Source organism: Staphylospora marina (assembly GCF_003856495.1).
GTDB lineage: Bacteria > Bacillota > Bacilli > Thermoactinomycetales > Thermoactinomycetaceae > Staphylospora > Staphylospora marina.
In genome coordinates this window covers 1,757,382-1,774,453 of the sequence record NZ_CP034118.1, presented here as the reverse complement: position 1 = coordinate 1,774,453, position 17,072 = coordinate 1,757,382, and the positions used below count along the sequence as shown (strand labels likewise).

Here is a 17,072-nt window from a genome sequence, read left to right as displayed (position 1 = left end):
CGTTTCCGCTTCCGTTTTTTTTTGCACGCAAGTTGTCGGTGCCCGGGCCTGGCTGATGTATAATGAAAGGCGCAAGGTTTGACAGGAAGGACGATCGGAGTGCCAAACCAGCACAGTTCAAGCGAATGGAGGCTTTCCCCGCGGTTGGAGGAAGTGGCTTCCATGGTGCCCGAAGGGGCAAGGCTTGCCGATATCGGCGCCGACCACGCATTTCTCCCGATTCACCTCACCTTGACGGGGAGAATCCGGTTTGCCGTGGTGGGGGAAGTGAATCGGGGACCTTGGAGCAATGCGCTTCGACGCGTGCAAGAAGCCGGTCTCCGGTCCAGAATCGACGTTCGGCTGGGCGACGGGCTTTCCGTGCTGCGTCCGGGAGAAGCGGACGTGGTGGTGATCGCCGGCATGGGCGGGACCCTGATGGCCAACCTGCTCGAGGCAGGAAAAGACAAGTTGGACGGGGTTCGCCGGTTGGTGCTGCAACCCAACATCGGCGGTCGTCGGGTGCGGGAGTGGCTCCTGGAAGGAGGATTCACCATCACCGCGGAATCACTGGTGGAGGATGCGGGGATTCTGTATGAAGTGATCGCCGCGGAGCCGGGTGATCCACGGGCGCCGTATGAAGAAACGGGTTTTCCGATGTCCGTGCTGCTGGAAGCGGGCCCCGTTTTGTGCCGAGACAGGCATCCCTTGCTTCCGGAGCGGTTTGCCGCCATTGTCGAGTCGAAAAAAAAGGTGGCGGATCAGCTTCGCCGGGGAAAAAGTGTCGAAGCCCGTGAAAAGTACGAGCGCCTTGAATCGGAGATCAAGGAATGGGAGAGGGTGATCGCATGTCTGTTCGGGGAACGGAAGTGATTCGCGTGATGGAGCGTTGGGCTCCCCCCGGTCTGGCCGTGGAAAAAGACCGCATCGGTCTTCAGATCGGGGATCCGGCGTCCGAGGTGAAGGGCATTCTGGTGACGCTGGACGTGGACGAAAAGGTGGCGGAGGAAGCCGTTCGACTGGGAGCCAATTGGATCGTGGCCCATCATGCCCCCCTCTGGATGCCGCTCAAGGAGATCCGCATCGACAAACCCGTCGGTCGATTGATGGCGCGGCTCATCAAGAACGATCTGAATGTGTTCGTCTCCCACACCAACCTGGATTCGGCCGATGACGGCGTGAACGACGTTTTGGCCGAACGGTTGGGCCTGCTGGAGACGAAGGTGTTGATCCCGTACCGGGAAGACCCGCTGAAAAAACTGGTGGTGTTCGTGCCGGAGGATCACCATGAAAAGGTGCTCAACGCGGTGAGTGAAGCGGGGGCCGGGTGGATCGGCAATTACAGCCATTGCACGTTCAATGTGGAAGGAACGGGCACCTTCATGCCGGGAGAAGGGACCAACCCGTTCATCGGGAAGCGGGGAACACTGGAGAAAGTTCGGGAAGTGAGATTGGAAACGGTGTTTCCGGCATCCATCCGGGACCGGGTGGTGAAAGCCATGCTTGCCGCCCATCCCTACGAAGAAGTCGCATACGACATCTATCCGCTCGATCTTCCGGGAACGCCGCAAGGATACGGTCGCATCGGCCGCTTGCCCGAAGAGATGACCCTCGAACAGTTCGCTTCCCATGTGCGCAACCGGCTCGGCGTCGACGGATTGCGCATGGTGGGGGATCCCGCACGGATCGTGAAAAAAGTGGCGGTGCTCGGCGGAGCCGGCGGGCGCAATTATCCGGATGCTCTTCGGGCGGGAGCGGATGTGTACGTCACGGGTGACGTGGATTATCACACGGCCCAGGATGCTCTCCGGCACGGACTGGCTCTCGTTGACCCGGGCCATCATGTGGAGCGGTGGGTGGTCGACCGGGTGGTCCAACGGTTGAAAGAGGAGCTGAAAGACGCCGTTCCGGTTCACGCTTCCACCGTAAACACCGACCCGTTCCGCTTCGTGGGTTGATCCGTTTCCTTTCAAGCCCGCATGCCTTCGCTGTCTGAGGGCATGCGGGTTTTCGTACTCATGTCCGAGCTTGTCCCCCATCCGTCCGGGGGAAAATGCAGAAAAGAGTTGTGATATAATGTGAATTGAGCGAAATGACTGCAAAAAAGGTGAGATCATGTCCAAACATCAGTTGCGATCACAACAAACCATGCGCAAAATCAAGGACGCGGGTTTCAAGTTGTTTGTGGAGAAAGGATACGCTTCGACGAGCATTGATGAAATCATGAAGGTTGCCGGATATACCAAGGGGGCGTTCTACGCCCATTTCGACAGCAAGGAAGATTTTTTTCTCGAAGTGTTGGATGAACGGATCGAATGGCAGTTTGAGCGGATGAAGAGCATTTTTGAACGGGAAGCAGCTGATGTGTTCCATGATTTCGTCGAAATCGGGAAAGAAGTGATCGAAGACGGAAAAAGGGAATTGTATACCCCGATGATGTTGGAGTTCATGGTCAACACCAAACGGATTCCCGAAGTGAGGGAGAAAGTGGCAGGTCTCTTTGAGAACTGGCGAGCGTTTCTGGCCGATTATTTTCAACAATTGAAGGAAACGGGTTCCCTGAACAGCGATTTGGCCCCCCGGCTGATGGCCAGTGCGGTCCTTGCCCTTTTCAACGGATATTTCATGCAGCATCACGTGGATCCGGAATTGGATCCGCACGAGATGGTACCGGTCATCGTGCGATTGATGGAATCATCCCGGAATCGTTCCTGAATTGTCCAGTTGAGTGACCGGTGCCGTTTTGTTATAATAAAATTCCTGTAAGTGAACAGGAAAGTAAACAAGGCAATCGCTCACGGAGTGCCGCAAGGTCCCGTGGGAGGAAAGTCCGAGCTCCACAGGGCAGGGTGCCGGCTAACGGCCGGTGGGGGCGACCCCAAGGCTAGTGCCACAGAAATGTAGACCGCCGATGGAGGCTTTCCGCCTCACAGGCAAGGATGCAACGGTGCGGTAAGAGCGCACCAGCAGCATGGCGACATGCTGGCTAGGTAAACCCCACCTGGAGCAAGACCTGGTAGGAGATCGGCGTTGCCGTTCGGCAGCGCAGCTGTGGCCCGCAGTGATCTCGGGTAGGTCGCCAGAGCCATGCAGCAATGCATGGCCCAGACAGATGATTGCCACTCCAAGGGGCGGGAGACGAGCAAGCCGTCGACCGTACCGCCCGGAGAACAGAACTCGGCTTATTGTTTGCTTTCCTGATCGGCTTGCAAGTCAAACATCAAGACACCGTCGCGGTGTCTTTTTTCATTTTCCGGACAAGTGCGTGACCCGAAACGCATACGGCATAAATTCCCCCATCCGGGAAAAGGTAAGAAAGAGATCTTGAACGATCGGGGGACATGGGCATGCATCCTGATTTCTCTTCCTATGAAGCGTATTTGGAGCGATACCGGATGTTTTGGTCCGAAGAAGGGGATGACCGGCCTCCGCTTCTTGGTCCCGATGAATTCCGGGAGACGTTTGAAGCGTTGAAGAAGGCTTATGAAGCCATGGAGGATTTGGAGCGGATGGGGAAAATGGACGAAGCTTCCGCGTACTACACGGGAATCATCAATGATTTGGAAAACCAGCTGGCCATCGCCGACGCGTCGGACAATTTCCGAAAACGCGCGCCTTACCGGGAGGCGTAGTTGCCCGGGAAGAGAACGAATTCAGGTTCGCCGCCGCCCGATTCGGGCGGCGGTTTTTTGTGTGGATCATGCGGCCGGACCGTCAGCGTTCGTCTTCCAGCCGGCGGTGCAAATCATGACAGAGTCGGACCAGGAGCTGTTTTTCGTCGATGGAAAGTTTTTTGTCAAAGAGAATGAGAGGAATCATCTTTTCCAGCAAATTCAGGCTTTCTTCATGTTTCCCTTCAAGAACCCTGACCAGAAGGGTATCCGCCGAAGCGGACAGACGGGGGCCGGTGCGTTCCGAAGTCAGCTTGTAAATCCGGAACGCCGCGTAATATTTGCTCACCACCGAAAACGTCCGTTTGGACCGGTTCGGATCGTGATAAATCACGTCGCCGATCATGCCCCTGCTTCCGGCCACCACGGTCCATCCATGATCCCCCAGTTCGAAATCCGCATTGTTGACGGTGAATCCTTCCGGCCTCAAATCGTCGATCCCGGTGTAACACCAGGTTCCTTTTCCGGTCCGGACCAGACGGAATGACAACACCGCCTGGCTCTTTCCTTGCAGGTGACGGCCCAGGTGAACGGTCCGGGCATGCCATGCATACGGACGAAGTCCGGAAACGTCCTGCTGCCACACCGTTTTCCCGTCGACCAGCAATTGGAGGACATGGGCTCCCTTCGGCGCTCCCGACGGGGACACCTGAAAGACCTGAAAAGACAAAGAGCCTGAAGACGGTTTTTTCACATGGACCCGTTGCACCCATTCCACCATGTCGCGCCGGGCATCTCCCCGAGCGGGGGAGAACAGGCTCGCGTACGCATTTCCGGAAACGGCTCCCACCGCGTCCTTGCGTTGGATGCGTTTCTCCGTCACGTACGTGACCACTCCCTGCAGGCGATCCAATCTGAGTCTCTCCAGCGCCGGAACCAGTGCCCCGCTTACGTATTCCGCACTCGGGCTTGCCGGCGTGGCCGACAATCGGCTGGCGTAGACCATCAGGATCAGCGGAAGGCGGGATTGCTCCAGTTGATAACGGATTTGGTCGATCTGTTCGGTCAGCCGGTCGAGACGCTGGGTATTGCGATCCCTGCCGTCCCTGAACGCCATGACCAATCCGTCGACAAGGGGAGCATAGGTCTTGATGAAAGCGGGTGTGAGCGACGGGTGATAAACTTGGGCATAAAAGAGAATCTTCGGGTTTTCCTTTTTTCCCGCCGCACGGATTTTTTTCATCAGATCCGGCGTGAAATGAGACAGATTTTCGGTGAAGTCATCGATCACCATCCCCTTGAGATTGGGGTACTGCCTGGAAAGACGGCCGATTTCCCGAAACCACGCCACGTAATCGGTGCCGAACGGTTCGGAGCGGCGAGCCTTGCTTTCCGAAGGTGGTACGAGATACGCAAATACCCGGATCCCCTCAGCTTGAGCCGCGGGAAGAAACTCCCGTCTGAGGTCGTCCCAGTCCGTTTTTGCATCCCAGATCAAGAAAAAATACGTATCCGTATGCAAACGTTTGAGTTCCCGGATGGTAGCGGGCGTGTCGATGTGACGATGTCCGTCGGCCCGGGGCGTTTTCTCCCTGATGGCACCCCCGTAGTCCGCCAGCATCGGGTAAAGCGGAAGCTCCCCGGATTCAGTCGAATCAGCCGCCCGCAGCATGCCGGCAGGAAGCAGCATGACGATCAGAGCCATTAACAGAAAACCTGTGTTCCGAAGCCATCGTTCGGACATGCGGGGCCACCTCCTCGCCGTGGTTTGGCCGACACATGTTCCCGGGATAGTGTCTGCGGGATCGTTTCCCGACATGACAGTGAATTTCTGCCGGTGGTTAAGTCTGTGGGGGCCGGAATAAAACGCCCCGATGAGAGCGGACCTTATGGGAAAAGGAGGGACGCGGATGAGACGACTGATGGAACTTGCGGAAGCCCCGGGAGTCCCCGGAGCGGAAGACGAAGTTCGGCAAATCATGCGCAGCGAAATGGACAAGCTCGGTTTTCCGGTCATGTACGACCGTTTGGGAAGCATCTTCGCCGAAAAAAAAGGGGAAACGGAACACCCCCGCATTTTGCTGGCCGGCCATTTGGACGAAGTGGGGTTCATGGTTTCGGAAATCACCCGGAGCGGAATGCTTCGGTTCACCCCGCTCGGGGGGTGGTGGAGTCAGGTTCTTTTGGCGCAAAGAGTGACCGTCATTTCCGGAAAGAAAAGATTTCGCGGAGTGATCGGTTGCAAACCCCCGCATGTGCTCACCCCCGAAGAAAGAAACCGCTTGGTGCCGATCCGTGAAATGTTCATCGATGTGGGTGCCGAAAGCGATGAACAAGTGAAAGAATGGGGCATTCGCGTGGGAGATCCGGTCGTACCGGTCTGTCCGTTTGAAATCATGCCCGACGGTGACACCATACTCGCCAAGGCACTCGACAACAGGGTCGGTTGCTGGTTGGCGCTGGAGATCTTGTCCCGCTTGCGGATGGAAAAGCATCCCAACACCGTGATCGCCGGTGCCACGGTTCAGGAAGAAGTGGGCCTTCGCGGTGCATCCACCTCGTCGTGGGTGGTGGAACCGGAAGTGGCATTCGCCTTGGATGTGGGAGTGGCCGAGGACCATCCGGGGAGCGAAGGCACCAACAAGGCCAGGCTGAGACAGGGACCCATCATCACTTTCCTGGATGCCACCATGATTCCTCACCTCAAGTTGCGGGACTTTGTGGTGCGCGTGGCGGAAAAACACGGGATCCCTTACCAGATCGACATCATCACGGGCGGAGGCACGGATGCCGGGCGGTTTCATCTGTTCAAGAAGGGCGTTCCTTCTCTGGTCATCGGAGTCGCCGCCCGATACATCCACAGCCACGTTTCCATGATCAGTCGCCGCGATCTCGAAAATGCAGCCCGATTGCTCGTCGAAACCATCAAAGAGCTGGACCGAGACGTCCTGAACCAACTGACGACGTGGTAAACGGCAGAATTCGGAGAGTGGCAGTGACGCCTTTGCGCCGGCAACGAAACGAGCAGGATGGGCAACCGACAAACCATGCATTACGTACAACCTCTCGGCTGGCACCCCTGAGAGAGCCTTTGCGCCGGCAACGAAACGAGCAGGATGGGCAACCGACAAACTATGCATTACGTACAACCTCTCGGCTGGCACCCCTGAGAGAGCCTTTGCGCCGGCAACGAAACGAACAGGGATTGCCAGCGGCAGGCCATGCAATATGTACAGCCCAGCCTCTCCGCTGTCAATTCCTGAAAGAGCCTTTGCCGGCAACGAAACGAGCAGGGATGGGCAACCGACAGACCGAATGCCATCGCGTTTTGACTTCCTGTCACGGCCGCGTTCTGATAAGATCGAATTGTCCATGCAATCAGCCCGGAGGAGGAGTGACATTCATGCGGGAACAAACATTCATCCGTTACTTGAAGGAGTGGGCGGAGGCAAACCCCGAATTGACGTTGGATGAAGTGATTCGTGATGCGGGCGGGGCGGATCACATCGTGATCGTGGTGGTGGATGTATTGAAGGGATTTTGCGAGACAGGGCCTTTGTCCAGCGAACGGGTGGCGGAAATGGTGACGCACGTGAGCGAACTTTTGCAAGCGGCGATGGACAAAGGAGTCCCGGCAAGCAGATTCGTGTTCCTGAACGATTCCCATCCGCCGGATGCCGTGGAATTTTCCGCGTTTCCTCCTCACTGCATCCGGGGAACGGAAGAGGCGGAAGTGGTGGAGCCGCTTCAGCGATTCGCTTCGCTTGATGGTGTCCGGGTGTTCCGGAAAAACGCCACAAACGGATTGTTCGGCACCGATGAAGAAGGGGTGCGCTTTTTCGAGTGGTTGGAAAACGTGTTGGAGCAAGGGCCGGCCACGTTCCTCGTCGTGGGCGATTGCACCGATCTGTGCATCTACCAGAACGCCACCGGTATCCGCCTGTTTGCCAATGAACAAAATGCGCGGGCGGAAGTGATCGTTCCGGCCAGCCATTCGAGGACGTACGATCTGCCCGTCGATGTCGCCATAAAGGAAGGAATTGCCGCTCACGATGCCGACTTCCTCGACCTGGTGTTTCTGTACCACATGCATCTCAACGGCATCCGCGTGTTGAGAAGCCTTCGCCCGTGAGTACGGGGAGCATCTTTTGTCCCGATTGGAAGTATGATATGCTATAGGTGTTTTGAAGAGAGGATAAACGGGGTTGAACCATGGAACAAGCACTCTTCGATCTGTTGCTGGAATACGGCTACATCGGAATATTCCTCTTCCTGATGTTGGGGATTGTGGGATTGCCGCTTCCGGATGAAATCATGATGACGTTTGTGGGTTATCTTTCATCCGTCGGCCGGCTTCAGTTGGTTCCCACCTTTCTGAGTGCGTTGGTCGGTTCCATGTGCGGAATCACACTCAGTTACGTTCTCGGCCTTTCCTTCGGATATCCCTTTCTCAAAAAATACGGTCCCAAGATTTTCATCACGCGAAGACGGCTGAGAGTGACCCGGGTGCTGTTTCGAAAATACGGCAGTTTGCTTCTCTTTTTCGGATACTTCATTCCCGGTGTTCGCCACGTGACGGCGTATCTGGCAGGCATCTCCAACATCCCGTTCCCGCGGTTCGCCCTTTATGCCTATACCGGCGCCGTTTTCTGGAGTGCGTCATTCATCGGCCTGGGGTACGTGCTGGGAGCCAATTGGGAAATCGTGTTTGACGCCCTTCACCAATACGGCACAAAGCTGGTCTTGGTGGCACTGCCCTTCGCGGCTGCCTGGATCGGTTGGATTCTTTGGAATCCGCAACACAAAAAGACGTTTGATACCAAGTGATTGCATTGACCCCGACGCAAACGAATGCCATCATCCTCCGTCCGGAGATGATGGTTTTTTCGTGAACGGAACCGGCAAGGGAGTGGATTTTTGCATGTACTGTGTGACAATCGTGGTGGAAGGCAAAACCTATAAAATGAACGCGGCAAACGGCGCCGGTCTTTGGCTCGAAGCGACCGTCCGGGGCATCCCCGTCCCGTTCCGGTGCACCACCGGGCGTTGCGGGACTGGTGAGGTCCGGGTCAGGGAAGGCATGGAACACCTCAGCGAGCATACGGAATTGAAATGGTTCCGCCTGATGGATGGTTCCCTTGCCGATGGCGGAAGGTTGGCGTGCCAACCGTTCGTACATGGCGATGTCATCGTGGAAGCACAGGGAGAAATCGCCGGATGACCCGCTTCGAAGTGATGAAGATTCATCCCGGACGCGGGGAATGGGTGGATGAATTGGTGGAGGTGCTGCACGCCGCGTATCGGGTGGAGGCGGCACTGCTTGGAGTGGACGATTTCCCGCCGCTCAGACAGGGGAAAGAACAGATTCGGCGATCTCCGGACACCTGGATGGCGGCCGTTTGCGGATCCCGTGTGGCCGGCGTGATCTCTTACGAACGGAACGGCTCGGTCCTCACCATTACCCGTCTTGCCGTTCACCCGGATTTTTTCCGGCGGGGAGTGGCTTCTTCCCTCCTTGAGGAGGTGCTCGGGCATCCCGGAATCACCCGCTTTGAGGTGAGTACGGGGATGAAAAACGGCCCGGCGATCCGCTGTTACCGAAAATACGGATTCCGGACGAAAAAGATTTGGGGAAAAGACGGGATTCTCCTCATCGGTCTCGAGCGGGAGTGATCGGACAGCTCAAAGAGGAATTCGCCCGTCCGGATGGGCGCCGGGACGGGCGAACGTTTCGTGAGAATCGTCGAGGGAAGCATCATCCCTGCCCCGTCAGCGGTGCGCCGGTCGGTTGTGGGCGGGTCGCCTTCGACGACTTTGTTTTTTTGGTGCGGTATCGGGAGATGTTGAGCAGGATTCCGAGGCCCATCATTTTGATGAGCAGGGCGGTTCCTCCATAACTGATCAGCGGAAGGGGAACGCCGGTGACCGGCAACAGGGCCGTAACCACGCCCAGATTGAAGATGGTTTCAATGCCCGTCAAGCCCACGATGCCGATGCCCAGCAGCGTACCGAACAGATCGGGGGCCTGAACGGAAATCATCACTCCCCGCAGGATCAGCGCGACAAACAGGAGAATCAGGAACGCACTTCCGATGAAGCCCAGTTCTTCCGCGATGATGGAAAAAATGAAATCGGTATGGGCTTCCGGAAGGTATGCCATTTTTTGAATGCTTTTCCCGAGCCCCACTCCGGTGAGGCCGCCCGGTCCGATGGCGTAGAGCGATTGCAGGATCTGATAGCCGCTCCCGGACGGATCGGACATCGGATCCGTCAGCGATGCCAGGCGTTTCAACCGGTAACTGCCCGTGACCATGACCCCGATCAAGACGGGGACGCCGGCGGCGAACAGCACCAACAGGTGTTTGAAGCGGATCCCGGCACAGTAAATCACGAGCATGCAGGTGGCCAGAATGATGACGGTCGCACTGAAATGAGGTTGAATGACCAGCAGGGTGCAGATCAATCCGATCACCACGAGCGGGGGAACGATGGCTCGCTTGAAATCATCCATGACCGGCTGCTTTTTCACCATGATGGATGCCGTGTAGATGATCATGCCCAGTTTGACCAGTTCCGAAGGCTGGAAGGAAAACATGCCGAGATCGATCCAACGACGTGCGCCGTTTCTCACTTCTCCGAACAAAGGGACCAGGATCAGGAGAAAGAGGGACAACAGCAGAATCCAACCGACGTTCTTCCGGTATGTATGGTAGGGAATGTTGGAGAAGACGAAAAACAGGATCAGCCCGATTCCCCCGAAGAGAAGTTGCCGCTTGAAGAAAAAATAGGAATCCTGTATGTCCGGATCGATGATACCTTTGAAATAACTTGCACTGAACACCATGACCAGACCAAACCCCAGCAACAGAAACGTGATCAATATCAGCCAATAATCGGGTCTGTCTCGCTTCATGTTTCCAAACTCCTTTGAGATCCGTTTTGTATCACGCGCTTGTACGAATTTGCAGCGGTAAGGGGATCACCGATGAAGAACATGCGATTGATTCGCCGCATCGACTGGATTGCCGTCCTTCTGCTTGTGTGTCTGTCGGTCTTCAGCATTATGGCCATTTCGTCGGCCACTCACACCCGGGATCCGTCATTCGTGGGAAAACAGTTGATGTGGCTGGTCGCCGGGTTCGCGGGGTTGATCGTGGCCATGGCCGTGGACTGGCGCATGTGGGGGCAGGGCCGTTTTCCTTATCTTTTATACGGAATCGGGTTGTTTCTCCTGCTATTGGTGGAAGTTCCCGGTTTGGGAACGGAGGTGAACGGTGCCAGGCAGTGGATTCGCATCGGCGGGCTTCAGTTTCAACCCTCGGAGCTGATCAAGCCGGTGTTCATTCTTCTGATGGCCAAGTTGATCACGGAACACCGGGAAACATTCGGGAGCCTGAAAGGGTTGTCCATCCCGATTGCCGCCTTGTTTGCCATTCCTTTCCTGATTATTTTAGCACAACCCGACTTGGGAACGGGATTGGTTCTCGCCGGAATTCTGGTGGCCATGTTGTTTGTCGGAGGTGCGGACATTCGTTGGTTCACGGGAGGATTGGCGGTTTTGGCCGGAGGGGTGGCGGGGCTTTGGTGGTTGTACCGACAAAATCACCCGTTTCTCCATGTCCTGCTCAAGCCGCACCAGATCGAACGGATTCAGGTTTTTTTGGACCCCGCTTCCGATCCCACCGGTGCGGGATATCAGGCGACGCAAGCCAAGATTGCCATCGGGTCGGGCATGATGTTGGGCAAGGGATTCCACAACGGCACCCAGTCCATGGGAAACTGGATTCCGGAACCGCACAACGATTTCATTTTTGCCGTCATCGCCGAGGAATTCGGGTTTGTGGGAGGTTGTTTGCTGATCCTGTTGTACCTCGCTCTCATCTACCGGCTGATCCGGATCGGCATGCGCTCCGGGTACACCTTTTCGTCCTTGATCGCGGCGGGGGTTGTCGGCATGCTGCTGTTTCAGGTGTATCAGAATATCGGCATGACGCTCGGGCTGATGCCGATCACCGGGCTTCCTTTGCCGCTGATGAGCTACGGGGGAACCTCGCTCATCACGCAACTGGTGTCGGTGGGAATGGTGCTGGGCCTCGGAATGAGACCGGAGCCGGAGAAGGAATGGACCGTGTTTGAAGATTGACCCGTTGAACCGCGAAACGCCCCCTGCGTTCAATCTGCAAGGGGCGTTTCCATGGAATTTCCCGCGTCGGGACGGGTTCTTCGCTTCTCATGGACCGGAGCTTCCGGGGATCGGGCGTTCATGTCGATGAGGACCCGGTGGAGGGAGTGGGATCGAAAAACCATTTGAGAATCGGGGGAGTGACCAAAGTGGTGACCAGCACGATGACCACCGTCGCCGTGAACAGTTCCCCGGGAATCAATCCTTTGCTCAATCCGATCGTGGCCACGATCAATCCGACTTCTCCGCGAGCCACCATGCCGGCTCCGATCCCCAGCGAACTTCGGGCGGAAAATCCGGCGAATTTGGCACCGATCGCACCGCCGACCAATTTGGTCAGGATGGCCACGACGGTCAGGATGGCGATCAACAGGGCGAATTGCGTGTCAATGTTCCTGATGTCGGCAATCAAACCGATGCTGACAAAGAACACCGGAACGGGGAATGAGAAGGACACGGTTTCCAACTTGGAGAACACGGCTTTTCCCGCAGGCGATTTGCCGAGCATCAATCCCGCAAAATAGGAACCGACGATGCCTGCCATGCCGAACATTTCCGCCAGAAATGCGAACAGGAGGGCAATGCCGATTCCGACGGCCACTCCCGCTTCGGCGGACAGCCATCGATTTGCACGCTCGATGATCCCCGCAAGCAACTTGCGTCCCACCAACACCACCAAGATGAAGAACGCGACGATTTTGATGAGAAGAGCGACGATTCCGCCTTCCGCACCGCCGCTTTCGCCGGCGGCAAAGCCAATCACCAGGGACAGGATCAGAATCCCGAGCACATCGTCCAATACGGCGGCGCCGAGGATGGTGACGCCTTCTTTGCTGCGGAGCCGGCCCAGTTCCCGGAGAGTCTGGACGGAGATGCTGACGCTGGTGGCCACCAGCAGGGTTCCGATGAACACGGAAGTGTTCAGATCATATCCGAACATCATGCCCACGCCCAAGCCCCCGACGAGAGGCAACACCACTCCGCTGACCGCCACCGACGTGGAGGCGAAGGCCGACTTTTTGAATTCGTCCAGATCCGTTTCCAATCCCGCGAGAAACATCAGCAGAATCACGCCGATCTCCGCCAGTTCCCGGATGAACGGGGTCGGCTCAAGCCAACCGAGCAGGGAAGGTCCCGCCAGGATGCCGGCGAGGATTTCACCCATGACGGAAGGCTGACCCCATTTTCGGCTGAGATGACCCGCCAGTTTCACGATGAAAACGATGAGTGCCAAATCAAAAAGAAAGTGCATGTCCTTGAACGTCTCGGGGCTGAACCAATCGGTAAGCGATTGCATCGAACTGCCCTGCCTCCTTTCGCCGGAATATCCGAACAAACGATCTTCCTGTAGGAATAAAAAACCATGGACCATTATAACAATCATTCGCCGTATGAAAAAGTTTCGGAAAGAACTGACAGAAACGTTGCAGGAATCCGGGGATTCGATCGCAATGTGAATCATTGTCTGACCCGGGGGTTTGATTTATATTGGAAGGGGGAACCTTTGATCATGCGGGTCCGAAAGTCATGGAATGATCACGGGACGGGTATGGATAATAATGGTACAAACCCGTTTTCCGGATTTCTTGAGTTGGCCATTGAAATGGGTCTCCGATTGAAAGATCTGAGAGGAGGATTCGGATGCTTGTGATTCATCCTTTGTTGTTGCTGGGATCGCTGCTGGGACTTGCCATCGCGCTGTGGGCGCAATTCCGCGTCCGGGGCAATTTCAAACGTTGGTCCAATGTTCGGGCACGTTCGGGATTGACCGGCGCCGAAGTGGCCAGAAGGATCCTGGATGCACACGGACTTTCCCATGTTCCGGTGGAGTTGGTTCCGGGGAAGCTGACGGATCACTATGATCCCACCGTTCGGGCCGTCCGGTTGTCGGAAGCGGTGTATCATTCAGATTCGGTGGCGGCCATTTCCGTTGCCGCTCACGAATGCGGACACGCCATTCAGCACAAAGAAGCATATGGGGCACTCGTGTTTCGTCACCGCATGGTTCCGGTGCTGAACATCACTTCCGGAGCGGTTCCGTTCCTGCTGCTCGCGGGCATTTTCTTCAAACTGAGCGGTCTGTTGCTCCTGGGAATCATCTTTTTCTCCGTGGTGGTGCTGTTCCACCTCGTCACCCTTCCGGTGGAATTCAACGCCAGCTCCCGGGCGAAAGTCATCATGTCTTCGATGAACATGATCAGCGGAGCGGAAGAGGACCGCGGCGTGAACAAAGTGCTGGGAGCCGCCGCCATGACCTACGTGGCAGGTGCCGTGATCGCCCTGATGGAGCTGTTGCAGTACATCCTGCTGTTCATCCTCCAACAAAACGATGACTGAGCGGGTTTAGTCCCTCGTTTTCGAAAAGCATCCGTTCCACGTGCCGGAACGGGTGCTTTTTTCCTGTCTTTTTCCGTACATATCCGGCGATTCGCGGTCGATACTAACCCCCAAACACCATAACAGGGGGAAAGAATCATGAACAAACGAATCATCGCGGCCGCGATGGCATCGGTGCTGGTTTTGACCGGCATCGGTTGTGCCGGAAACCGGCAGGCCCATGATCAAGATCAAACCATCCAACGGATCACCCGGGTCAACGACGGAATGTACCGGGATACCGACAGAAACGCCAGAAGACAGGGGAATTTCGTGACCGACGACAGGGATCTCCTGGCACGGGGCATCCGGACGGGCGATGATATCGCCAGACAACTGGAGGACATGCGCGAAATTGACAACGCATATGTGATCCTCGTCAACCGGGTGGCTTATGTGGCCGTGACCCTGCCGCAAAAAATGGGCGGAAAAATGACCCAACGGCTCAAAGACCGGGTGGCCGGGAAAGTGAAAAGCGTGGATCCTTCCATCCGGACGGTTTATGTATCGGCCAATCCCGACTTTGTGAAGCAATGGAGAAATTTCGCCAACGACATTCGCAGGGGACGCCCGGTCAGCGCAATCATCGACAATCTGTCCGACGTCATCCGGAGAACGTTCCCCGAAGCGAAATAATCCCGGTTTCGGGAGAACTTGCCCAAAGCCGCGAATAACCTTGCTGCATGAACATAAACCTGTGATACGGGAGGATATGGGGTTTTCGCGGGCGGGGAACGGCGGTGACCGGAGTCGGTGATGGCCTCCGGACGCATTCACGGGACAAAGATTCGGCCGGTCACGCCGAACAGGGACCTGCCCTTTGATCAGGTCCCTTTTTTTTTGCATAGCTATTGGATGAGTCCTTCAAGTTGATATAATATTTTTTGAAGAATTCATCATTCGGGGAGTGTAGTTTTTCTATGAGACGATTGACGCCGATGGATATTTTCAACAAGGATTTCAAGCAATCCATCCGGGGATATGACAAGGACGAGGTCAACGATTTCCTGGATCAGGTCATCAGAAGTTATGAAGATGTCCTTCAGGAAAACGAGCAACTGAAGAAACAAATCAAAGAATTGGAAAATCAACCTCCCCGGTCACCGGAAGGAAATACGGACAAATACGACGCGGTGATCCGTGACATTTTGATGAGGCTTGATCGACTTGAACAATATTTCCGTCGCTGAATTGCAGAGGAGGAGCCTTATGTCAGCATTCCGCCGTTTTTTTTCGGGAGTGACCGAAACGACGGACCATGCGCCCGAGCCTGACCTGAAAACCCGGTATTACCGTGTACAGCAGCGAGCGGTCATGGAGAAAATTTCCGAAATCATCGATCGACTCTCCGGTTTCCGTCTGGTCCATCTGGACCGGGAGCGGGGGGAAGCCACGCTGGAGTGTCGAAATCGTTTGGGACTCATTCATGATGTCGTGATCACGGCCACCCGGGTGAGTCCGGTGCAAACCGCGGTGGATATTCATGCCGCTCTCAGATTCGGAGTGGATCCGGGGTTGAACCGGTCGATCATCCGCCGGATCTGGGCGCAACTTGACGGTTGTTTCGGAGAGAACGGAAGTGCATCCCGTGCTTGAACGGGCACTGGCCCGGGAAGTGTCGGATTGGAAACGGGAGACGGGGGAGAGGGGGGCGCGTGTCGGATATTCCGTACAGGATGAGCGAACGGGATTGAAGGTGGAACAGCATGGAGGGGAACATTTCCCTCCCGCCTCCAACCACAAGCTTTGGGTCACCGTGGCTGCATTGCTGAAATGGTCCCCGGATCATCCCTTTGTGACACGATTCGGGTTGCACGGGGATACGTTGTGGATCCGCGGGGGAGGAGATCCGCTGTTCGCCGCGGACGGCCTGGAGCGGGTGGTCCGGTGGATGAAACGTCGGGGACACCGGTCCGTACGGGTATGGCTGGATGATTCCCTGTTTCCTCCCGAACGCCATGCGCCAGGTTGGACCGTCGATGATTTGGATGCCGGTTGGGCGGCACCCGTTCATGCGCTGAACCTCGAATACAACAGAGTGACGGTTTCCGTCAAGAAAGGAAAGGATGATCGTCCCGTTCCGGTTCCGACCGGTCCCGCGGCTCATCGCCTGTTCGCGGACTTCTCCGGTTTGAGGTTTTCCGATGATCCTGATTCACGCTGCAGCATCCTGCGAACGGGAAAATTTCGTTACCGGATCAGCGGCATGATTCATCGTGATGAGGAAGAAATCGAGTGTGCGGTCAGACCCGGACTCTCTTTGTTCCGTACCGTGTTCGGCGATCTCTTGGGAAAAGCCGGGGTCTCCGTCAGCCGGTGGATCAGCGGGAGCATCCCCGAAGAATGGGAAAAACACGGAGCGGACCTGTCCGTTTCCCCGCTGCGGGACGTGCTTTGCATCATCAACCGGGAAAGCCGCAATTTGGCGGCGGAAGTGCTGCTTCGGATGATCGGTCTTGATGCAGAGGGAAAGGCGGAACGGGAAACGGGGATTGCCGCCGCAGGAAAAATCCTGAAGTCGGCAGGATTCGAGGGGCCTGCTTTTTCTGCGGACGGATCCGGCCTGTCCGTGTACAATTTGTCGTCGCCGGACAGTTTGTGCCGGCTGCTCACGGGCATGCGGCATCATCCGTCATTTCCCGTTTTTTTCAGCAGTCTTCCCGAATACGGAAAGTCCGGAACCCTGAAAAATCGGCCGCCTCTCCCAAAGGGATGGACGGTTCGCGCCAAGACGGGGACGCTGAGCGGCGTGAAGACGTTGTCCGGATACCTGCTCAGAGACGGAAAGGTGAGCCACTCGTTCTCCCTGATGATCTGCGGATTGCTGTCCGGATTCCGGGGAGAGCAGCTTCAGGACCGGTTCATCCGGGTTTTGCTCAGAGAAACGGAATGACGGCCCGTGATTTTCGGAGAAACGTAAAGGG

The 17,072-nt window shown here is 56.3% G+C and carries 18 protein-coding genes and 1 other RNA gene; 16 read left to right on the top strand and 3 right to left on the bottom strand.

Going from position 1 to position 17,072, the window contains the following annotated elements:
* Positions 1 to 153 precede the first annotated feature (153 nt).
* The 5 genes from EG886_RS08900 to EG886_RS08880 all read left to right on the top strand — a co-directional run bounded on the left by EG886_RS08900 (position 154) and on the right by EG886_RS08880 (position 3,611).
* Positions 154 to 852, top strand: coding sequence for a tRNA (adenine(22)-N(1))-methyltransferase (locus EG886_RS08900; RefSeq protein ID WP_241154441.1), 699 nt, complete (start codon positions 154 to 156; stop codon positions 850 to 852).
* Positions 828 to 1,937, top strand: coding sequence for a Nif3-like dinuclear metal center hexameric protein (locus EG886_RS08895; protein ID WP_124727801.1), 1,110 nt, complete (start codon positions 828 to 830; stop codon positions 1,935 to 1,937). The genes EG886_RS08900 and EG886_RS08895 overlap by 25 nt, the downstream gene beginning before the upstream one ends.
* A 157-nt stretch (positions 1,938 to 2,094) precedes the next feature.
* Positions 2,095 to 2,694 carry a TetR/AcrR family transcriptional regulator gene (locus tag EG886_RS08890; protein WP_124727800.1) on the top strand — a complete coding sequence of 200 codons (600 nt, stop codon included), beginning with the start codon at positions 2,095 to 2,097 and terminating at the stop codon, positions 2,692 to 2,694.
* 60 nt (positions 2,695 to 2,754) lie between these two features.
* Positions 2,755 to 3,179, top strand: an RNA gene (rnpB, locus tag EG886_RS08885) — RNase P RNA component class A.
* 147 nt (positions 3,180 to 3,326) lie between these two features.
* Positions 3,327 to 3,611, top strand: coding sequence for a hypothetical protein (locus EG886_RS08880; RefSeq protein ID WP_124727799.1), 285 nt, complete (start codon positions 3,327 to 3,329; stop codon positions 3,609 to 3,611).
* A gap of 82 nt (positions 3,612 to 3,693) precedes the next feature.
* Here the strand turns inward: EG886_RS08880 and EG886_RS08875 are convergent, their stop codons facing one another.
* Positions 3,694 to 5,334 carry a hypothetical protein gene (locus EG886_RS08875; RefSeq protein ID WP_124727798.1) on the bottom strand — a complete coding sequence of 547 codons (1,641 nt, stop codon included), beginning with the start codon at positions 5,332 to 5,334 and terminating at the stop codon, positions 3,694 to 3,696.
* Positions 5,335 to 5,500: 166 nt separating this feature from the next.
* On the opposite strand from EG886_RS08875, the gene EG886_RS08870 reads away from it, so the two are divergent.
* The 5 genes from EG886_RS08870 (at position 5,501) to EG886_RS08850 (ending at position 9,263) form a co-directional block, all read left to right on the top strand.
* The gene (locus EG886_RS08870; RefSeq protein WP_124727797.1) at positions 5,501 to 6,562 is read left to right on the top strand and encodes a M42 family metallopeptidase; all 1,062 of its coding nucleotides are present in this window, start codon (positions 5,501 to 5,503) and stop codon (positions 6,560 to 6,562) included.
* Between the two features lie 431 nt (positions 6,563 to 6,993).
* Positions 6,994 to 7,722 carry a cysteine hydrolase family protein gene (locus EG886_RS08865; RefSeq protein WP_164491750.1) on the top strand — a complete coding sequence of 243 codons (729 nt, stop codon included), beginning with the start codon at positions 6,994 to 6,996 and terminating at the stop codon, positions 7,720 to 7,722.
* Positions 7,723 to 7,802: 80 nt separating this feature from the next.
* Positions 7,803 to 8,417, top strand: coding sequence for a DedA family protein (locus EG886_RS08860; protein WP_124727795.1), 615 nt, complete (start codon positions 7,803 to 7,805; stop codon positions 8,415 to 8,417).
* Between the two features lie 94 nt (positions 8,418 to 8,511).
* Positions 8,512 to 8,811: a 2Fe-2S iron-sulfur cluster-binding protein gene (locus EG886_RS08855; RefSeq protein WP_124727794.1), complete on the top strand. Its 300-nt coding sequence runs from the start codon at positions 8,512 to 8,514 to the stop codon at positions 8,809 to 8,811.
* Positions 8,808 to 9,263, top strand: a complete 456-nt coding sequence (locus tag EG886_RS08850) for a GNAT family N-acetyltransferase (protein WP_164491749.1) — start codon at positions 8,808 to 8,810, stop codon at positions 9,261 to 9,263. The genes EG886_RS08855 and EG886_RS08850 overlap by 4 nt, the downstream gene beginning before the upstream one ends.
* A gap of 82 nt (positions 9,264 to 9,345) precedes the next feature.
* Here EG886_RS08850 and ftsW read toward each other — a convergent pair whose 3' ends face one another.
* The gene (gene ftsW, locus EG886_RS08845) at positions 9,346 to 10,503 is read right to left on the bottom strand and encodes a putative lipid II flippase FtsW (protein ID WP_124727792.1); all 1,158 of its coding nucleotides are present in this window, start codon (positions 10,501 to 10,503) and stop codon (positions 9,346 to 9,348) included.
* A gap of 72 nt (positions 10,504 to 10,575) precedes the next feature.
* Between ftsW and rodA the strand changes: the two genes are divergently transcribed.
* The gene (gene rodA / locus EG886_RS08840) at positions 10,576 to 11,733 is read left to right on the top strand and encodes a rod shape-determining protein RodA (protein WP_124727791.1); all 1,158 of its coding nucleotides are present in this window, start codon (positions 10,576 to 10,578) and stop codon (positions 11,731 to 11,733) included.
* 118 nt (positions 11,734 to 11,851) lie between these two features.
* On the opposite strand, the gene EG886_RS08835 is transcribed toward rodA, so the two are convergent.
* The gene (locus EG886_RS08835) at positions 11,852 to 13,069 is read right to left on the bottom strand and encodes a cation:proton antiporter (RefSeq protein WP_206425310.1); all 1,218 of its coding nucleotides are present in this window, start codon (positions 13,067 to 13,069) and stop codon (positions 11,852 to 11,854) included.
* Between the two features lie 344 nt (positions 13,070 to 13,413).
* On the opposite strand from EG886_RS08835, the gene EG886_RS08830 reads away from it, so the two are divergent.
* The 5 genes from EG886_RS08830 (at position 13,414) to dacB (ending at position 17,041) form a co-directional block, all read left to right on the top strand.
* Positions 13,414 to 14,109, top strand: a complete 696-nt coding sequence (locus EG886_RS08830) for a zinc metallopeptidase (RefSeq protein WP_124727790.1) — start codon at positions 13,414 to 13,416, stop codon at positions 14,107 to 14,109.
* A gap of 138 nt (positions 14,110 to 14,247) precedes the next feature.
* A complete protein-coding gene (locus EG886_RS08825; RefSeq protein WP_124727789.1) occupies positions 14,248 to 14,784 on the top strand; it encodes a YhcN/YlaJ family sporulation lipoprotein in 537 nt (178 codons plus the stop codon).
* A 284-nt stretch (positions 14,785 to 15,068) separates the two neighbouring features.
* On the top strand, positions 15,069 to 15,338 hold the full coding sequence (locus tag EG886_RS08820) for a DivIVA domain-containing protein (protein WP_124727788.1): 270 nt from the start codon (positions 15,069 to 15,071) through the stop codon (positions 15,336 to 15,338).
* Positions 15,339 to 15,357: 19 nt separating this feature from the next.
* Positions 15,358 to 15,744: a hypothetical protein gene (locus EG886_RS08815; RefSeq protein ID WP_124727787.1), complete on the top strand. Its 387-nt coding sequence runs from the start codon at positions 15,358 to 15,360 to the stop codon at positions 15,742 to 15,744.
* Complete coding sequence (dacB, locus tag EG886_RS08810) at positions 15,728 to 17,041, top strand: D-alanyl-D-alanine carboxypeptidase/D-alanyl-D-alanine endopeptidase (protein WP_164491748.1); 1,314 nt, start codon at positions 15,728 to 15,730, stop codon at positions 17,039 to 17,041. Before EG886_RS08815 ends, dacB begins: the two co-directional genes overlap by 17 nt.
* Positions 17,042 to 17,072 lie beyond the last annotated feature (31 nt).